16 protein-coding genes are annotated in these 15,913 nt (G+C 69.1%); 3 read left to right on the top strand and 13 right to left on the bottom strand.

The window, feature by feature from the left end; all coding sequences use genetic code 11:
* Window positions 1-62: 62 nt before the first annotated feature.
* Genes VI08_RS15040 through VI08_RS14995 form a run of 10 tightly spaced genes read right to left on the bottom strand, consistent with a single transcriptional unit; the run spans window position 63 to window position 11,369 of the window.
* Complete coding sequence (locus tag VI08_RS15040) at window positions 63-1,196, bottom strand: GNAT family N-acetyltransferase (RefSeq protein WP_045830427.1); 1,134 nt, start codon at window positions 1,194-1,196, stop codon at window positions 63-65.
* Complete coding sequence (locus VI08_RS15035; RefSeq protein ID WP_045830426.1) at window positions 1,193-2,740, bottom strand: oligosaccharide flippase family protein; 1,548 nt, start codon at window positions 2,738-2,740, stop codon at window positions 1,193-1,195. The genes VI08_RS15040 and VI08_RS15035 overlap by 4 nt, the downstream gene beginning before the upstream one ends.
* Entirely contained in the window at window positions 2,737-4,431 is a 1,695-nt protein-coding gene (locus VI08_RS15030; RefSeq protein ID WP_052697986.1) for a hypothetical protein, read from the bottom strand. Before VI08_RS15030 ends, VI08_RS15035 begins: the two co-directional genes overlap by 4 nt.
* Complete coding sequence (gene galE / locus VI08_RS15025; protein ID WP_045830425.1) at window positions 4,428-5,429, bottom strand: UDP-glucose 4-epimerase GalE; 1,002 nt, start codon at window positions 5,427-5,429, stop codon at window positions 4,428-4,430. Before galE ends, VI08_RS15030 begins: the two co-directional genes overlap by 4 nt.
* Complete coding sequence (locus tag VI08_RS15020; RefSeq protein WP_232309564.1) at window positions 5,426-6,262, bottom strand: alpha/beta fold hydrolase; 837 nt, start codon at window positions 6,260-6,262, stop codon at window positions 5,426-5,428. Before VI08_RS15020 ends, galE begins: the two co-directional genes overlap by 4 nt.
* A complete protein-coding gene (locus VI08_RS15015; RefSeq protein ID WP_052697985.1) occupies window positions 6,259-7,035 on the bottom strand; it encodes a serine aminopeptidase domain-containing protein in 777 nt (258 codons plus the stop codon). Before VI08_RS15015 ends, VI08_RS15020 begins: the two co-directional genes overlap by 4 nt.
* A 5-nt stretch (window positions 7,036-7,040) precedes the next feature.
* Window positions 7,041-8,408 carry an outer membrane beta-barrel protein gene (locus VI08_RS15010; RefSeq protein ID WP_045830423.1) on the bottom strand — a complete coding sequence of 456 codons (1,368 nt, stop codon included), beginning with the start codon at window positions 8,406-8,408 and terminating at the stop codon, window positions 7,041-7,043.
* A 23-nt stretch (window positions 8,409-8,431) separates the two neighbouring features.
* On the bottom strand, window positions 8,432-9,190 hold the full coding sequence (locus VI08_RS15005) for a polysaccharide biosynthesis protein (protein WP_045830422.1): 759 nt from the start codon (window positions 9,188-9,190) through the stop codon (window positions 8,432-8,434).
* Between the two features lie 12 nt (window positions 9,191-9,202).
* Window positions 9,203-10,735, bottom strand: a complete 1,533-nt coding sequence (locus VI08_RS15000) for an XrtA system polysaccharide chain length determinant (RefSeq protein WP_045830421.1) — start codon at window positions 10,733-10,735, stop codon at window positions 9,203-9,205.
* A gap of 10 nt (window positions 10,736-10,745) precedes the next feature.
* Window positions 10,746-11,369: an XrtA/PEP-CTERM system exopolysaccharide export protein gene (locus VI08_RS14995; protein ID WP_084621545.1), complete on the bottom strand. Its 624-nt coding sequence runs from the start codon at window positions 11,367-11,369 to the stop codon at window positions 10,746-10,748.
* A gap of 158 nt (window positions 11,370-11,527) precedes the next feature.
* Between VI08_RS14995 and VI08_RS14990 the strand changes: the two genes are divergently transcribed.
* Complete coding sequence (locus tag VI08_RS14990; protein WP_198148964.1) at window positions 11,528-12,238, top strand: YdcF family protein; 711 nt, start codon at window positions 11,528-11,530, stop codon at window positions 12,236-12,238.
* 9 nt (window positions 12,239-12,247) lie between these two features.
* Here VI08_RS14990 and VI08_RS14985 read toward each other — a convergent pair whose 3' ends face one another.
* Window positions 12,248-12,562, bottom strand: a complete 315-nt coding sequence (locus tag VI08_RS14985; RefSeq protein ID WP_045830419.1) for a lipoprotein — start codon at window positions 12,560-12,562, stop codon at window positions 12,248-12,250.
* Window positions 12,563-12,661: 99 nt separating this feature from the next.
* On the opposite strand from VI08_RS14985, the gene VI08_RS14980 reads away from it, so the two are divergent.
* Entirely contained in the window at window positions 12,662-14,197 is a 1,536-nt protein-coding gene (locus VI08_RS14980; RefSeq protein ID WP_045830418.1) for a cation:proton antiporter, read from the top strand.
* 31 nt (window positions 14,198-14,228) lie between these two features.
* Here the strand turns inward: VI08_RS14980 and VI08_RS14975 are convergent, their stop codons facing one another.
* Window positions 14,229-14,519, bottom strand: a complete 291-nt coding sequence (locus VI08_RS14975) for a hypothetical protein (RefSeq protein ID WP_045830417.1) — start codon at window positions 14,517-14,519, stop codon at window positions 14,229-14,231.
* Between the two features lie 114 nt (window positions 14,520-14,633).
* Between VI08_RS14975 and VI08_RS14970 the strand changes: the two genes are divergently transcribed.
* Window positions 14,634-15,014, top strand: coding sequence for a hypothetical protein (locus VI08_RS14970; protein ID WP_045830416.1), 381 nt, complete (start codon window positions 14,634-14,636; stop codon window positions 15,012-15,014).
* Here the strand turns inward: VI08_RS14970 and VI08_RS14965 are convergent.
* A complete protein-coding gene (locus VI08_RS14965) occupies window positions 15,011-15,841 on the bottom strand; it encodes an aldo/keto reductase (RefSeq protein WP_045830415.1) in 831 nt (276 codons plus the stop codon). The genes VI08_RS14970 and VI08_RS14965 overlap by 4 nt on opposite strands.
* Window positions 15,842-15,913: the final 72 nt, after the last annotated feature.

Below are 15,913 nucleotides of genomic sequence, written 5' to 3'. Positions count from 1 at the left end.
CGCCGGCAAGCCGGCTCCCACAGGACAAGGGGGGCGTGAGAAATTTCGGAATGTGCGTGACGTCAGCCGCGCTGGCGGGCGCGCATGTCTTCGCGCACGCGGTGCAGGCCGCGGTAGAGCCAGCGCACGGGGGCATACATGTGGAAGCCCGCGGTGGCGCGGGCGCGGCGCACCACGTAGAGCGAGCCGCAGGGCTCGTTGGTCGTGGCCAGCAGGCGCTTGTACTGGTTGTCGCCGTAGCCAAAGCTGATCCGCTCGCCAGGGAAGCGGTCGAGCAGGGCCTTGATGGCCTGGAATACCGCGACGGAGCCGATACCCACCTTGGCGATCGCTTCGTCGTAGCCCAGGTCGTCGACCAGGTAGGTGCCCGCGACACGGTAACCATGCACGTAGGCCAGCGGTTCGCCATCGCGCAGCACGAGGTGGCCCACGATGTGCCCCGCCGCCGCCAGCCGCTCGAACAGGGCTACCCGCATGGGGTGGTCCCACTGGATGGGCAGCTCGGCGTGGTGCCAGGTGCGGGCGTACACCACGTTCATGAGGCGGCAGTACTCGGCCATGGCGCCGGGCGTGTCGTACGTGTGCAGCGCGGCATCGCCGCCGAGCTTGCGGTAGGCGCGGCCCACCCGTTGCGTCAGGTCGGTGCGGCGCTTCTTGTCCATCTGCGCAAGCCACTCGGCTGAGCCAGCCTGGCCGTCGATCGTCCACTGGGTCTGCTCGAGCAGGTTGGCGGGGACGATGCGCATGTCGTCACCCTTCCCCAGCGCCGCCGCGAAGGCATTCGGCAACGGGCTTTCCTGGATGCGGATGACGCGGATGGCCGTGTCGCCGTGGAGCTGCCGGACGATGGCCAGCATGACGGTGGCACGGTCGGCCTCGGCCGCCACCACGCCCGCGCCCAGCAGGCGCAACGCGGCACCGTGGTAAAGGCTGACACGGCGGCCGGCGAGATCCAGGCGCGCCGTGTGTTTCACCGACAACAGCGGCGCGTAACCCACCATCGCGCCGGCGCCGTCGCGCACCACAACCACGTGCGGCACGGTGCCGTCGTCGCGGGCTTCCACCTCGTAGGCGATCCAGTCCGGATGCTGCACGATGCCGTCGCAACCGCCCGGCAGCTCGGCGAGGGCGGCCATTTCATCGCGCGCGGCGCGCAGGGCCGCCAGGGTGGTGAGGGTCGAGCACAGGTAGTTCATGGGCTGGCCTTCGCCGCGGCGTGCGGCACGATGGCGAACACGCGCGACAACGCGCGCCCGGGCGGGCCCAGCCTGCGGCTGATGCCTGCCATCAACTGGAGGTCGTCGGCCGTCCAGTAGCGCACCCAGGCGCTACCGGGGATGTAGACGGCCATGAAGGCCACCGCGCCCACCAGGAAGCCAAGCCGCGACGGGGTGGCCTCCGTGGCCGCCCAGGCCACGCCGGTGGCGGCGAGCCCGACACCGAACAGGCGCAGCATGGCGCCCAGCGGCAGGCCGCCCTGGGTGGCCTTGCGCAGGTAGTGCACGGCCAGGGCCATCTCCACGATGCGCGTGGCGGCGTACGTGGCCACCGCGCCCGCCAGGCCTAACGGGGGAATCAACACGCCGCCCAGCACCGCGTTCGATGCCAATGCCACCACTGCGATGCGGACGCGATCATCCTGGCGGTCGACGACGGTCTGGAACGCGGCGATGCCATTACCGATCAGCAGCAGGCCGCCGAGCACCAGCGTGGCCTCGATCGCGGGGATGGCATCGACATACCGCGTGCCATACATCAGCCGCACGATCTCCGGCGTGGTGACCACGCCGAGCCCGGCGATGCAGATGCCCACCGCCCAGTAGAACCGCGTGGCCTCGGAGAGGAAACGCGCGGCCTTCGCCGTGCCGCTCTCGCCGTAGGTCTTGGCCATGTAGGGCAGCAGCGTGGACGTGAGCCCCACGGAGAACAGCTGCACGGCGCCCCGCGTCAGCGTGCCGGCGATGGCGAAGTAGCCCACCGCCACCGAGCCGGCGAACGTGTTGAGCAGGAAGACCTCGATGGTGCCGGTGCGGAACGACCCCATCAGCACCAGCGTTGCGGTGAGCTTGAGGTGGCGGTTCACCCGCGCAGCCATGGCCTCGGGGATCTCGCCGGGCGCGTACGGGCGGCACAGGCGCCGGTACATGAGGCGGTTGATGAGGTTCAGCAGCAGGCACGCCACGGTGAACAGGGCCACGAACGAAAGCAGCCCCGCGTGCGTAAACATGGCGCCCAGCACGAGCAGCATGCCGACGACGCCACCCACCACGGTGGCGACGGCCTCGGGCTCGAAGCGCTCCTGGCCCTTGCCCACGGCCACCAGCATGGCGTAATTGGCCTTGGCCACGACGGCGACCACCACCAGCAGCATGATGGGCAGCAGCGACGCATCCCACTCCGCGGGCCGGAACACCGCCGCCACCAACACGAACAGGCCGATGACCACCAGCGAGCTCCAGCCCTGGATGCGCGAGAACCGCGCGGCCAGGCTCGAGGCCAGGCGCGGGTCGCCCATGCCGTCGGCCTCCGCGATGAACTTGGTCGATGACGTGGTCAGGGCATGGTTCGAGCAGACGATGAGCCACCCGCACAACCAAACCGTGAACGCGTACCGGCCGAAGTCGGCGGGGCCCAGTGAGCGGGCGATCCACACGCTCATCAACAGGCCGAGCGCGTACTCGATGTACGTCGACACGGTGACGATGCCCACGCTGCGCAGGACGTCGAGGCGGCGCGTCATGGCGTGGCCCCCGCGGCGACGCGGTCCGGGCCCGGAACGGGCGCCTGCGTGCCGGTGGCAAGCTTGCGGCCTTCGGCGGTCTGGCCAGCACCCGCCGGCTGCGCCATCATCCACTGCGCCACGCCTGCCCCGCGGTTGTTCCAGTTGAAACGCCGCACGGTGTCGTTGATGGCCGCGCACGCGGGCGCATAGGAATCGGCGATGGCGGCAAAGCGCTTCTTCAACGCGGCGGCCTGCGTGGCGTCGGTGGTGAAGTAATGGGCCGCCGCCACGGGCAGCCCGAGCTCCACCGTGTGGCCGTCGCTGTACCAGCCCTCGCTTTCCTGGATCTTCGTGATGGCCGCCGCCGGCGCCTGTGACGATGACCAGTACCACGCGATCTGCCCACCCGGCCCGGAGCAATCATTGCGCCAGTTGTGCGGCGATACGAGCAGCCTGGCGTCGATCCAGCCGTAACGCTCAAGGTAGCGGCCGAAATCCACGACCATCGGCGGGATGCGGGCATCGCCGGTCACCAGCCACGCATGCCACAGCCCGTCCACGATGTTCTCGCTCATCCACGGTGACGCGCCGCGCACGTCATCGGCGCCATGCGGGTCGTTCTCGTGCACGTTCCAGCTGTTGCGCCACGAACCGTCGTCACCCAGGCCGTCGGGGTTGTGCTTCTGGTGGTCGAACAACCAGCCGACGCGCTGGTCGATGCGCTCGCGGTCGCGCTTGTCGCCCGTGAGTTCGAACGCGGCGACGGTCTCGATCAGGCCGAGGCCGGCCAGGCGCTCGGTGAAATAATCCTTGGGCCCGCGGTACGGCCCCGGCGTGGTGTTCCAGCCCCCGCTGGCCCACAGGTCGGCCATCTTCGCGACGGTGGCGGCGTCGTGCATGCTGTCGTCGCCGGTCAGCGCCACGGCCAGCAGAATCGGTTCGATGTACACGTACTTGACGTCGCAGGGCTTTTCATCGGGCAGCCAGCCGCCCGCGCAGGAGGGGCTCACCGGCAGGCCATCGCGCTTGATGCCCGCCATGTACCAGCGGTAGCTCGCCTCGGCGGCCGCGAGGTAATCGGCGCGGCCCGTGCGTACGTAGGCCTTGAACAGGGTGGACGGCCGGTCGAACAGCCATGCCGTGGTGTCTTTCACCGGCAGCTCGCGTGCCCAGGCGAATTGCCCGTCCACGTAACGCGCATACGCCTCGCCCTTCGCGGCCACGCTCTGCGGGCCCGCGACCAGCGAGGCGGTAAGCCACTGCGGCGTCAACGTTGCCAGCGCCGCGGGCGTGCCCTTCACGAGGCCATCGGCGTACGGCCAGCCGGGCGCCGATGCCTTGCGCGGCTCGCCAAGCGCGAAATAGTACGTACCCTGCGCGCCACGGAACTGCGCCCGCACCGCGCGCACGCTGCCGTCGCGGAAATGCCAGGCCAGCATGACCTTGATGTCGGCCGGTACCTCGGCGCCTTTCGCGTCGAGGATGCGCACGTTGCGTGCGTCCTTCAGGACGCCCGGCGGGAACGGGATGCCGACGGACACCGGCAGCGCGGCATCCCCGCCCTGCCCGGCCACGCGCTTCACGTCGATCTTTTGCGCCGGCGGCGGCATGCCTTCGGCGGCGGCCGTGTCGGGGCCGAGCACGGAGGCGAGGGCCAGCAGGCACGCCAGCAGGAACAGGAACCACCGCGTCAGCGCACCGGTGTTCATGCCACCGACGCGATGGGCGTGGCCGCGGCCAGCTGATACTCCCAGCTGAGAGCGGTACGCACGATGAAATCGAGGTCGTCGTACTTCGGCTCCCAGCCGAGCACGGCGCGCAGCTTGTCGCTGCAGGCGATGAGCTGACCGATATCGCCCTGGCGCCGGGGCAGCTCCACCACGTTCAGGGGGTGGCCACCGACGCGCGCGACGGCGTCCACCACCTCGCGCACGCTGTAGCCGTGGCCGTAACCGCAGTTGAGGGTCAGCGAATCGCCGCCACCGCGCAGGTGGTCGAGCGCACGCAGGTGGGCGGCGGCCAGGTCGTCCACGTGGATGTAATCGCGCACGCCCGTGCCATCGGGCGTGTCGTAGTCGGTGCCATAGATGGTGATGCAATGGCGCTTGCCCACCGCGTGCTCGCAGGCCACCTTGATGAGCAGCGTGGCCTGCGGCGTGGAATGGCCGATGCGGCCCTCCGGGTCGCAACCGGCCACATTGAAATAACGCAGGATCACGTGGCGCATGGCGCCGGTGGCGGTCCAGTCCCGCAGCATCTGCTCCGACATCAGCTTGGAGGTGCCGTACGGGTTGGCGGGCCGCGTGGGCGTATCCTCGTCGGCGATGCCACACGCCGTGGCGCCATAGACGGCCGCGGTGGACGAGAAGATGAACTTGCCCACGCCCGCCGCCGCGCAGCACGCCAGCAGGTTGCGCGTGTTGCAGGTGTTGTTGCCGTAGTACTTCAGCGGGTCGCTCACCGATTCGGGCACCACCGTGTGCGCCGCGAAGTGCAGCACGGCATCCACCTGGTAGGCCTCCAGGGTGCGCGCCACGAGCTCGCAGTCGCCCACGTTGCCTTCGACGAATGCCGCGCCACGCACGGCATCGCGGAAACCGGTCGAGAGGTTGTCGATCACCACGACGCGCTCGCCGCGCGCCACCAGTTGCTGCACCGTGTGGCTGCCGATGTAACCGGCGCCGCCGGTGACCAGGACCGTGCTCATGCGTGCCTCCCCGCGGCGGGCGGGAAGTTCCGCGCCAGCCAGCCGCCGATGCCATCGACGAGCCGCGCGCGGTCGCCGCTAAGGATGTAGGTGTGGTCGGTTTCCGCGCGGTAGCTCGTGGTGATGCCCGGGTGGTCCATGACCTTGCCGAAGCATTCGCGGAACTGGCGCGCGTGGTTGAAGCAGTAGCTGATGCCGCCGGAGTAAACGAGGTAGAGCTTCATGCCGCGGCCCACCATGCCGGTGAAATCGGCGATCACCTCCTCGCGCGGCGCGGGCGCCACGGCGAAGACCGGATCGGCCGCGCCCTTGGCTTCCCCGCCGCCGCCACCGGCGCGGTGGCGCAGGAAGCGTGCCCAGCGCGCGGGGTCGAGCACGCGCGGCAGGTAGTGGCGCAGCTTGTAGCCCAGCGTGCGGTACGCGTAGCCATCGAGGAACACGGCGCCGCTGACGCGCGGGTCGCTGGCCGCCACGGTGTGCGCGTTCTGCGCACCGGAGCACAGGCCCACCAGCACGAAATTCTGGCAGCCGGCGCGCTCGGAGAGCAGCTTCATCGCGTCATCCACATCGGCGCACACCTGTTGGGTACGGGTCAGGCCGCCGCCGCTGGCGCCACTGTCACCCAGCGTGGAAAGATCGAAGCGCAGCGTGGGGTAGCCCGCGGCGTTGAGCTGCCGGGTGAGGTCCACGTGCAGGCGGAACGGGCCGATGCGATGCACGAGCCCGGCGTTGAGTACGATCACACCCGTCTCGCCCCACGCGCCATCGGGCACGCCGGCGATGCCGACAAGGTGGCGGGCGCGGCCGAATCGGAAGGCTTCCTCGCGCATCATGCTTCCTCCGCCAGGCGGCCGGTCACGGCCTGGATCAGCGGGTGCGACAGGATCGCTGCCTCGAGGCGGCGCAGGTCGGTCCAGGGCGTGGGCGGCGCGATGGCCGCGACCTTGCCCCGGCGCGAGACCAGGTGTTCCCAGCGCGGTGCGCCACCGGCGGGCATGGAGTCGAGCACCAGCGTGGGCACGCTGGCCGGCTGCACGCGTAGCGCGGTGATCTGGCGGCGCAGGCTGTCGCCGATATCGAAGCCCAGCCACTGTTCGGCCACGTCGGCGTGCGAGCGCGGCTGGTTGAAGCGGTCGGCATCCTCGCGCAGCGCGGCCTGCATGGCATCGAGGGCGGCGACGTAGTCGTCGCCATCCACCACCGGGTCCCACGCGATCACCTCGGCGAAACGGGCGCGGTCGGCAGCCGCCAGCGCGATGCTGCCGCCCAGCCGCGCACCGAACGCGACGATGCGGTCCACGCCCGCGCGCGAACGCAGCTCGCCCGCCGCGGTGACCGCATCGCCCACGCAGCGGTTCCAGTCCACTTCGGCGCTGTACCCGGCTGAATCGCCGGTGCCGTGGTAATCGAAACGCAGCACCGCCACGCCCTGCGCGGCCAGTTGCTGCGCCAGCTGGCGATGCAGGCGGTGGGTACGGATCAGCTCCTGCCCCAGCGGCGGGCACATCAGCACCGCGCGGCGCGGCGGCGTGGCGGGTGCGTGGTACATGCCGAACAGGCCGCCATCGGCTCCGAAGAAGAACGGCAACTCGGGGTCGTGTCGCATGCTGCTTACCTCCTGTAGACCACGCCGACGAAGAACTCGCTTTCGCGGTAGCTCTGGCCCACGGCGTCGCTGTTGCGGCGCTCGCGTGCCACGGATGCATGCCAGCTCCAGTGGCGGTTCCACTGCTGGCCAAGGTCGAGGCCCATGCGCACCGTGTTGTCGCGGCGCGCTATCGCGTCGTAATTGAGCCGGTCGTAGGTGCCGAAGCCGGTGAGGGTCAGGGTCGGCGAGAGGCGGTAGCCCACGCCCGCGCTGATGCCCTTGCCGGTCTGGTCGAAGGTGCGGTCGTCGATGTAGCGCAGGCGGTTCCATGCCGGCGACACCGTGATGGTGAGGCGCTCGCTCTTCCAGCTCCACGTCGCGTCGAGCCGCTTTTCCTTGTAGACCTGCGACCCGATCACGGCACTGCCGATGCCGATGCCCGTCAGGCTGCCGCGGCCAAGCCCGCCGGTGTTGGCGAACGGGTCGATGGCCTCGGCACGGCTGGCGCTGTCGGCGGCGCCCAGGCCGTAGACCGTGGGCGAGGTCATGAGATCGGTGGCCGCGTCCGCGTACTGGTACGCGCCCGTGATGGTGAGCGAGTTGCGGATGGTGGGCTGCCAGCCCAGTTGCAGGCGCAGCAGCGGCGCGGAGCGGTCGCGGCCCTGGTTGAAATCCAGCCGCGTGCCGCCGGCCATGATGTTGGCGTCGAAGTGGGCCAGCTGGCTGGTATAGCGCAGGTAGGCTTCCTTGCGATCGTAATCGGCGCTGCTGGGCTGGTTGTCGAAGTTCACGTGCTGGAACTCGACATTGCCCGAGATCGTGTCGGTGGGCGTCAGGTCGCGGAACAGGCGGAACGCCGCCAGGCCGCGCTTCGAATCGAAGTCGTCCACCTTCGAGGCATAGCTGTTGATGAAGCGCAGCTCCACCTGGGCGCGCGTGGAATCGCCAAAGCGCAGCTTCAGCGTGGGCCCGAGCGCCAGCACGTTGGTCTGCTGCTGGTTATCGGGCGAATCGGCCGAGAGCTGGTCCACCGGCTGCACGCCGGCGTAGTCCTCCACCGCGAAATCCAGGCGATCGGGCATGATCGTCCAGTTGCCCTGGCCGGCCAGCTGGGTCTGGGTCTGCGAGTCGAAGTGGTTCTGCAGGTACTTGCGGTACTCGAACGTGCCGGCCACGTTGGCCTGGAACGTGGAGCCCATCTGGGTGAACTGGAACGTCGCGCCGGGCGTCAGCACGTTCTCGCTCACCGGGTTATCCGATGACAGCGCGATGTTGTTGCTGTGCTCCAGCCCCGCGTACAGCGAGTAATCCAGCGTGCCCGCCTGGCCCAGCGCCGGCAGGCACGCCAGGCCCAGCGCCACCGAACAGGTGAGCTTCTTCAAGGCCGGCATGTTCCCTCCCCTGGCCCCAAGGCTCACGGCGATTCGTTGAACACCACGCCGGCGAGCTTGGCGGGGTCGAAATTGGCGACGGCCTGGTTGATCGCCGCCGGGGTGTCGCGGCCGTAGCCGGCCACCAGCACCACGAAATCGGCCAGGTCGGAGAGGATGCGGGCATCGGGCGCGCCCTTCACCGGCGGCCCGTCGAGGAACAGGTAGCGGTCGGTGTAGCGGCAGCGCAGCGAATCCAGCACCGCGCGCATGCGGAACGACGAGAAGTACTCGCTGCTATTTTCGCGCGCCTTGCCGGCCGGGATCATGCGCAGGCGCGGCACGCCCGTCTGGTACATGATCGAGGCGATGCCGCGCGAGGGGTGCTCGAGGAAATCGACGAGGCCACCGGTGGTGGGCTCCACGCCGAGCGCCTTGTGCTGGTTCGGGTAGCGCAGGTTGGCGTCGATCAGCAGGCTGGTCTTCGACTCGTCGAAGGCGAAGGCCGTGGCCAGGTTGCGTGCGACGAAACTGCCGCCCGAGCGCGGGCTCACCGAGCACACGAGGGTGATGAAGTTGCTGTCGCCACCCATCTCGAGCAACCGCGTGCGGATGCCGCGGAACGCATCGGACTGCTGGCGGACGGATTCCTCGCGATGGATGAGGCGCTTGCGCTCGCAGTCAATCGGCGACAGGGCGCCCTGCTCCTCGCGCATCCGCGCGATGGAATGGTTCGGCGTGGCATGCGCGTCGTCGTGGGCGGTGGCGAGCACGTCGCCGATGTCGATGTTGTTCACGGCCATCTCGAATGTCCTTTAGCCCTTCAGGCGGAGCCAGATCACGAGGAGGTACACCATGCCGACGCCAAGCACGATCATGCCCAGCATCATGTTCTGCACCTGGCTGCGGCGACGGTCGCGCGGCGTCGGGTAGAACGGCACCGAGGCAAGCACGGGGAACCCGGTGGCCAGTTCCAGCTGCGCGACGGAGCGCACGCGCGGGTCGAAGCGGGCCACCATGAACAGCAGGCCCAGCGGCACGGCCAGGGCGAGCGCGAGCCCGGCGAGGCCAAAGTGCATGAAGCGCAGGCCCGAGGGCACCAGCGGCATCACGGCCGGGTTCTGCACGAGGAAGTTGAGGCCACGCTGTTCGGCATCGAGGTTCATCGACACGCGGGCGTTCTCGCGGCGCTTCAGCAGGTCCTGGTACACATCGCGGTTGACGTTGTAGTCGCGGGTGAGCTCGGCCACCACGTTCTCGGAGTTGGCGATGCGCTTGCTGCGCTCCAGCTCGGCCTGCAGCATGCCTTCGCTGGCGCTGACGCGCGAGGCGCTGGCGGCGGCGTCGGCACGGGTCTGCGCCAGCTGGATGCGCATCTGCTGGTACACCGGGTTCATGGCGACGGTGTGGTCCACCGGCGTGCCGCTGCCCACGGGGCGCGTGGCATCGGCCGTGGCCATCTGCCGGCGCACGTCCTCGATCTGGTGGCGCAGGCGCACCACGTCGGGGTATTCGTCGGTGTAGGTCAGGCGCAGCTTGTCGAGCTGGCCCTGCAGGTCGGCCAGCTGGGTCTGGTACACCCCACCCACCGTCTGCACGGCGTTGACTTCGGATTCGCCATTGAGCTGCGACGACAGCGCGCCGGCCTGCGAGACCTTCTGCATGTAATCCATGCGGTTGGATTCGATCTGCGTGCGCAGCTGGCTGATGCGCGAGTTGGTGTCGGTCTCGCTGCCCGGGCGGGCGTCGGCGTTGGCTTCGCGGTAGGCCTTCAGCTTGTCCTCGGCATCGGTCAGCTTGGTGCGGTAGGCCTCCACCTGGCTGTTGATGAACTCGTAGGCCTCGCGGCTTTCCTGCTGCTTCGACGCCAGGCTCTCGCTGATGAACAGCTGGCCGAATGCGCGGGTCACCTCGAAGGCGCGCCGCGGATCGGAGTCGAAATAGCTGATGGTGATGAGGTTGTCGCGGCTGTTGGCGATCTTGGTGCGCGCCTTGATGCCGTCGATGATCTTGTCACGCTCCACCGGCGAGGGGTGGCTGGCCGTCCAGCCGCCGGTCTTCAGCACGTCGTCGAGCACCTTCTGGCTGAAGATCACGTCGCGGGCGATGCCGGCGCGGTTCTTCGTGCCGGTGGCGGAGGCGGCGCCTTCCATCAGCGGCGTGATGATGCTGCTCTCCTGCGCCAGGATGGTCACCGAGGCCTCGTACTTCTTCGGCCAAAGCGCCCCCACCAGCAGGGCCACCAGCGCGATGCCGGCGAACACCATGCCCATGGTGAGGCGGCGGCGGCGTGCTTCGCCCACCAGGGCGGGCAGCATGCCCGTGAACGGAACGACTTCACCACTCATCGATATTTCCTCAGAAGGTGCGCTGCGGAACGGTGATCACGTCACCCGGCTGCACCGGGTAGTTATTGGCCAGGTCGCCCTGCTGCAGGATCTTTTCCAGGCGCACCGAGTACGCCTGCGTGCTGCCCTTGTCGGTGTGGCGGTAGAGCTCGGTGCGGTCGGGCGCGGCGAACTCGGTGGTACCGCCCGCGGCCAGCACCGCGTCGAGCACGGTCATGCCCTGGCGATACGGGATCGAGATGGGGCTGCGCACGGCGCCGGTGACGCGCACGCGCGAAAGGTATTCGTGGCTGCGCAGCGCGGTGAGGATCACCGCCACCTGCGGGTCGCGGATGAACTGGCCCAGCTTCTGCTGGATCTCGCTACCCACCTGGTCGGTGGTGCGGCCACCGGCGGCGATGTCGCCCACCAGCGGCACGGTGATCTTCCCGTCCGGGCGTACCGGCACGCTGACGCTCAGGTCGGGGTTATGCCAGACGGTGACCTGCAACTGGTCGTCCACGCCGATGAGATACGACTCAACCACCGGACTTTCCGCATCGGCCTTCGGCGGCGGCAGCGAGCTCCCCCCCGTGGCGCACGCTGCCAGTTGCAAGGCGGCGACGATGACGGCGACGCGATTCCAATGCTTCATGATGACCACCCGCCCCTGTGTGTTTCACTCGGCCGGTATCGTCATTTCAACCGCGTGCCGCGTCCATTCCGACAGCCCGCCTATGCCATCCGGCCGACGGTGTGCGCAGCGGCTTTGGGGGATCATGGACCTCCCCCGGGATACCGCTGGACGAGCCGGTGCCTGTACTGGAATACATCGTGGCGCGCCTGCTCCACCCTGCCGTGCAAGCCCTGCTCGTCGGCCTCGCGGCCACCGCGCTGGTGCTGCTGCGCCGGCCACGCGCGGCGCTGGCCACGGGGCTGCTGGCGGTGGCGTGGATCTGGGTGGCGTCATCGCCCGCGCTGGCGCTGGGGCTGCGCCAGGGGCTGGTGGCCCCGGCAGCGGCGCCCACGCGCGCGGGTGCCATCGTCGTGCTGGGTGGCGGTGCCATACCGGCAGGCCCGTGGTCGCGCAGCGGCACCCGCGCGGGCATGGGGCTCAACCTGTGGCGCGAGGGCTACGCGCCCCTGGTGCTGGTCTCGGGCAGCGACCAGGCACAGGCGCTGGCGGCCGGCTATACCCTATCCGGCATACCGGCGGCCGACCTGCGCGTGGAAGCCCTTAGCGCCAACACCCACGAGAACGCGCGGAATTCGGCGGCGATGCTGCGCGCGAACGGGCTGGGCGACATCGTCCTCGTCACCTCGCCCATCCACATGCGGCGGGCACAGGCGGCGTTCCGCCACGAGGGCATACGCGTGGCCCCGGCACCCGCGCCCGACGATGACGATGCCGTGCTGGCGGCCTCGGCCCGCTGGCTGCCGCGGCGCGAGGCGCTGACCATGACCGCGCGCTGCGTGCGCGAATACGCGGCGTTGTGGGTCTACGCGCGGCGGGGCTGGATTTGAAGCGAGGGGTTACGGGTCGCCCGTTTCGATCTGCAGGCTGGTCTTGCCGTCGCGGCGGATGAGGCCCGGCCCGAACTGGGTGACCTTGCCGTCCTTCAGCACCACGGTGTAATCCTTGTGCGAGAACGAGAAGCGGCCGGGGCGGCGGTCGAGCCAGCTGACCACTTCGTAGCCGATGATGCTGCGGTCGGAATCCGGGGGGCCGAGGCGGTCGAACACCTCGTCGCGGCCCATGCCCACCTCGAGCCGCGAGACCCTGGTGGCCATGCCGGCGCAACCGGCGAGCCCGGCGGCGGCGAAAGCCACGATGATCAGACGTTTCATCGGCACCCCGGTGAGCAACGGATGCCCGGATGGTAACCCACCGTCGCAAAACGATGCGAGCCGGTTAGCATGGGGGCTCGCCTGCCCCGGGGAGCCTCGATGGCGCTGTTCGAAAGCATGATCCTGCTGTCGCTGCTGGCGGTGGTGCTGCTGCGCCTGTCACGCCAGCTGGCCCTGCCCTACCCGACCATCCTGGCGGCCGCCGGCACCGCCGTGGCGGCGCTGCCCTGGGCGCCGCACATCGACATGGACCCGAAGCTGGCCCTGGTGCTGTTCATCGCGCCTGTGCTGATGGATGCCGGCTTCGACATGCCGCCACGCACGCTGCGCCGGTTCTGGCTGCCCACGGTGAGCCTGGCGGTCGTCGCCGTGGTGCTGACCACCGCCGGCGTCGCCTGGCTGGGCATGGCGTGGGCCGGCATGCCGGTGGCGGCAGCGGTCGCCCTGGGCGCCATCGTGGCCCCGCCCGACGCCGGCGCCGCCACCGCCATGCTTTCCCGGTTGCGCCTGCCCCGCCGCACCGTGCAGGTGCTCACCGCCGAGAGCCTCCTCAACGATGCCTCGGCCCTGCTTATCTTCGGCGTCGCGGTGCGCACCGCCATGGCCGGCGATGGCCTGGCGCGGACGGTGCCCATGCTGTTCCTCGCGGTGCCCGGCGGCCTGCTGCTTGGCTGGCTGCTGGGCAAGGTGCTCATCCAGCTTTCGCGCCAGCTGCGCGGCACGCTCAGCGCCACGCTATCGCAGTTCGCCGCGGTGTTCGGCGCGTGGATCATCGCCGAGCAGCTACATGTCTCGGCCATCCTCTGCGTGGTGGCCCTCGCCATGACCGTGGCCCATGTCACGCCCGGCGAAACGCCACCGCGCGATCGCGTGCACGCTTATTCCGTCTGGGCGGCGGTGGTGTTCATCTCCAACGTCATCGCCTTCCTGCTGGTGGGCCTGCAGGCGCGCACCATCGTGTCGCGGCTGGCGGGCCCCGAGCTCACCCACGCGCTGTGGTTCGCCGGCGCGGCGTTCCTGGTCTGCGTCGGCGTGCGCTTCGCGTGGGTCATGATCTACAACGCGCTGCTGCGCCGCTTCCGCAAGGGCGTGCCCAATCCCACGCCGCAGCAGGGCCTGGTGGTGGCGTGGTGCGGCATGCGCGGCCTGGTCACCCTCGCCACCGCGCTGGGCCTGCCCGATGACTTCCCGCAGCGCGACCTCATCGTGCTCACGGCGTTCGCCGTGACGGTGGGCACGCTGGTCATCCAGGGCACCACGCTGGCGTGGCTGGTGCGCGTGCTCAGGTTCCCGCCCGATACCTCGATGCAGGACGATGCCTCGCGCGTGCGCCTGCGCCTGCTCGATGCCGCGGAAGCGACGCTGGAGGGCGAAGCCAACGACGAGCCCGCGCGGCGGATCCGCGAGCACTACGCCGATGCGCGGCAGGAAGCGGAGGCCGGGCGCGATTCGGTCACCGGCACGCGCATGTCGGCGCTCAAGCGCAAGGGCCTGCAGGCGAAGCGGCACATGCTGCTGGAGATGCGCCACAAGGGCGAGATCGACGACGATGTGTTCCACCTGCTCGAGAACGAACTCGACTGGTCGGAACTGGCCGTCACCTCACCCGATGACCGCGAAATCGTCGAAGGTTGATGCTTTTGTGGGAGCTCCCACAAGCGATTGTTCACCTTGATGACGTCGGCGCCGGCAATTGGCCAACGGGCTTCCCATGCGGGTCGAGCGTATGCCCCTCGGCATCGGTATCGTGCTCGCCCGCGTTGCGCACGCGCTGGGTCACGCCCGTGGCGGGTTGCACCGGCGCAAGGCCGCGCTCGGTGGCGCCGGCATCCGACGCCGGCTTGATCGGCGCGGCGGCGGGGTTGGCCTGCATGGGAGCCGGTGCGCTCGATGGCGCAGCCTGCGCGAGCACGGCAGGCGCGGCGATGAACAGAAGCAGGGCAAGGCAAGGACGCATGGGGGCTCCCTTCACGGCGCCGGGATGGCGCGTCTTGGCATGGACCGTAGCCCCGCGCGTGTGAACGGGGTGCCTGCCTGCTAGGCTCGGGCCTTCCCGCCACGGAGACGCCCCATGCTGCTTGCGCTGTTCCTAGCCTTTGCTGGCGCCGGCCCCGCCGCCGCTGCCGACGGATTCAACGCCCGGGTGCAGGCCGCCAAGGCGCTGGAGCAAAAGCCCGACGGCAAGGCATGGCAGGCGAAGCTGTGGGACACGATAGGCAACCCGGCCACCGATGCGTTGAAAGGTTGCATCGCAAGCAACGCCCCGGCAGACAAGCGCGCGTTCTCGCTCGTGGCGAAAGTGGATGGCCAGGGCCGCTCCACCGAGGTCGCTGTGAGCCCCGCCACGCCCGTGGCGAACTGCTTCGCCGGGCAGTTCGCCAACTGGGCGCTGCCGATGCCACCGAAGGCCCCGGCACCGTATCCCATCGAGATCGATGTCTCGATGGATTAGTTCAGCTCATCCGGGTGCGGCCCCATGCGGTTGCCACGGTCGAGTTTCGCGATCGCGGCCATGTCCTCGGCCGACAGTTCGAAATCGAATACGTCGATGTTCGAACGGATGCGCTCGGGTGTCACCGATTTCGGGATCACCATGTGGCCCAGCTGCACGTGCCAGCGCAGCACCACCTGCGCGGGTGTCTTGCCATGCTTCTTGCCAAGCTGCACCAGCGTCTCGTTCTTCAGCAAATCACCGCCCTGGCCCAGCGGGCTCCAGGCTTCGGTGATGATGTCGTGCTTGCGATCCGCGGCGACCACATCGTTCTGCGCGAAATCCGGATGCAGTTCGATCTGGTTCACCACCGGCGCGACGCCGGTTTCCTTCACGATGCGATCCAGATGCGCCGGCTGGAAATTGCTGACGCCGATGGAACGGATGCGGCCCTCGTCGCGTAGCTTGATGAAGGCTTTCCACGTATCGACGTAGCGGTCGTGCTTCGGCGTCGGCCAGTGGATCAGGTACATGTCGAGGTAATCGGTGCCGAGCTTCTTCATGCTGGCGTCGAAGGCGCGCAGCGTGCTGTCGTAGCCCTGCTCCGCGTTCCACAGCTTGGTGGTGAGGAAGATATCGCCGCGCGCGATGCCAGCACCGGCCAGCGCGTGGCCCACGCCTTCCTCGTTTTTGTAGATGGCCGCGGTATCGATCGAGCGGTAGCCGGCCTGCAGCGCTTCCTCGACGGCGCGCTGGGTTTCATCGTTGGGGATCTGGAAGACGCCGAAGCCGAGCTGCGGGGCCTTGTGCCCATCGTTGAGGGTAAGAAGCGGGACGGAATGCGCCATGCCTTGTCTCCTTGGGGAGTGGGAAACCACCCGGGATGATGCCGGGTGGTGCCGCATGCAAGGCGTGATGGA

Source organism: Luteibacter yeojuensis (assembly GCF_000964085.1).
Lineage (GTDB): Bacteria > Pseudomonadota > Gammaproteobacteria > Xanthomonadales > Rhodanobacteraceae > Luteibacter > Luteibacter yeojuensis_A.
The sequence above is the reverse complement of the archived record's forward strand: the minus strand, read 5'-3'. Positions and strand labels throughout refer to the sequence as shown.

What these genes read in the sequence shown, in the direction of transcription:
- VI08_RS14985 (WP_045830419.1), bottom strand. Translation starts at nt 12,562, where the DNA reads ATGAAACGTCTGATCATCGTGGCTTTCGCCGCCGCCGGGCTCGCCGGT.
- VI08_RS14995 (WP_084621545.1), bottom strand. Translation starts at nt 11,369, where the DNA reads ATGAAGCATTGGAATCGCGTCGCCGTCATCGTCGCCGCCTTGCAACTG.
- VI08_RS15000 (WP_045830421.1), bottom strand. Translation starts at nt 10,735, where the DNA reads ATGAGTGGTGAAGTCGTTCCGTTCACGGGCATGCTGCCCGCCCTGGTG.
- VI08_RS15040 (WP_045830427.1), bottom strand. Translation starts at nt 1,196, where the DNA reads ATGAACTACCTGTGCTCGACCCTCACCACCCTGGCGGCCCTGCGCGCC.
- VI08_RS15030 (WP_052697986.1), bottom strand. Translation starts at nt 4,431, where the DNA reads ATGAACACCGGTGCGCTGACGCGGTGGTTCCTGTTCCTGCTGGCGTGC.
- VI08_RS15010 (WP_045830423.1), bottom strand. Translation starts at nt 8,408, where the DNA reads ATGCCGGCCTTGAAGAAGCTCACCTGTTCGGTGGCGCTGGGCCTGGCG.
- VI08_RS15005 (WP_045830422.1), bottom strand. Translation starts at nt 9,190, where the DNA reads ATGGCCGTGAACAACATCGACATCGGCGACGTGCTCGCCACCGCCCAC.
- VI08_RS14965 (WP_045830415.1), bottom strand. Translation starts at nt 15,841, where the DNA reads ATGGCGCATTCCGTCCCGCTTCTTACCCTCAACGATGGGCACAAGGCC.
- galE (WP_045830425.1), bottom strand. Translation starts at nt 5,429, where the DNA reads ATGAGCACGGTCCTGGTCACCGGCGGCGCCGGTTACATCGGCAGCCAC.
- VI08_RS15035 (WP_045830426.1), bottom strand. Translation starts at nt 2,740, where the DNA reads ATGACGCGCCGCCTCGACGTCCTGCGCAGCGTGGGCATCGTCACCGTG.
- VI08_RS14975 (WP_045830417.1), bottom strand. Translation starts at nt 14,519, where the DNA reads ATGCGTCCTTGCCTTGCCCTGCTTCTGTTCATCGCCGCGCCTGCCGTG.
- VI08_RS14980 (WP_045830418.1), top strand. Translation starts at nt 12,662, where the DNA reads ATGGCGCTGTTCGAAAGCATGATCCTGCTGTCGCTGCTGGCGGTGGTG.
- VI08_RS14970 (WP_045830416.1), top strand. Translation starts at nt 14,634, where the DNA reads ATGCTGCTTGCGCTGTTCCTAGCCTTTGCTGGCGCCGGCCCCGCCGCC.
- VI08_RS15020 (WP_232309564.1), bottom strand. Translation starts at nt 6,262, where the DNA reads ATGATGCGCGAGGAAGCCTTCCGATTCGGCCGCGCCCGCCACCTTGTC.
- VI08_RS15015 (WP_052697985.1), bottom strand. Translation starts at nt 7,035, where the DNA reads ATGCGACACGACCCCGAGTTGCCGTTCTTCTTCGGAGCCGATGGCGGC.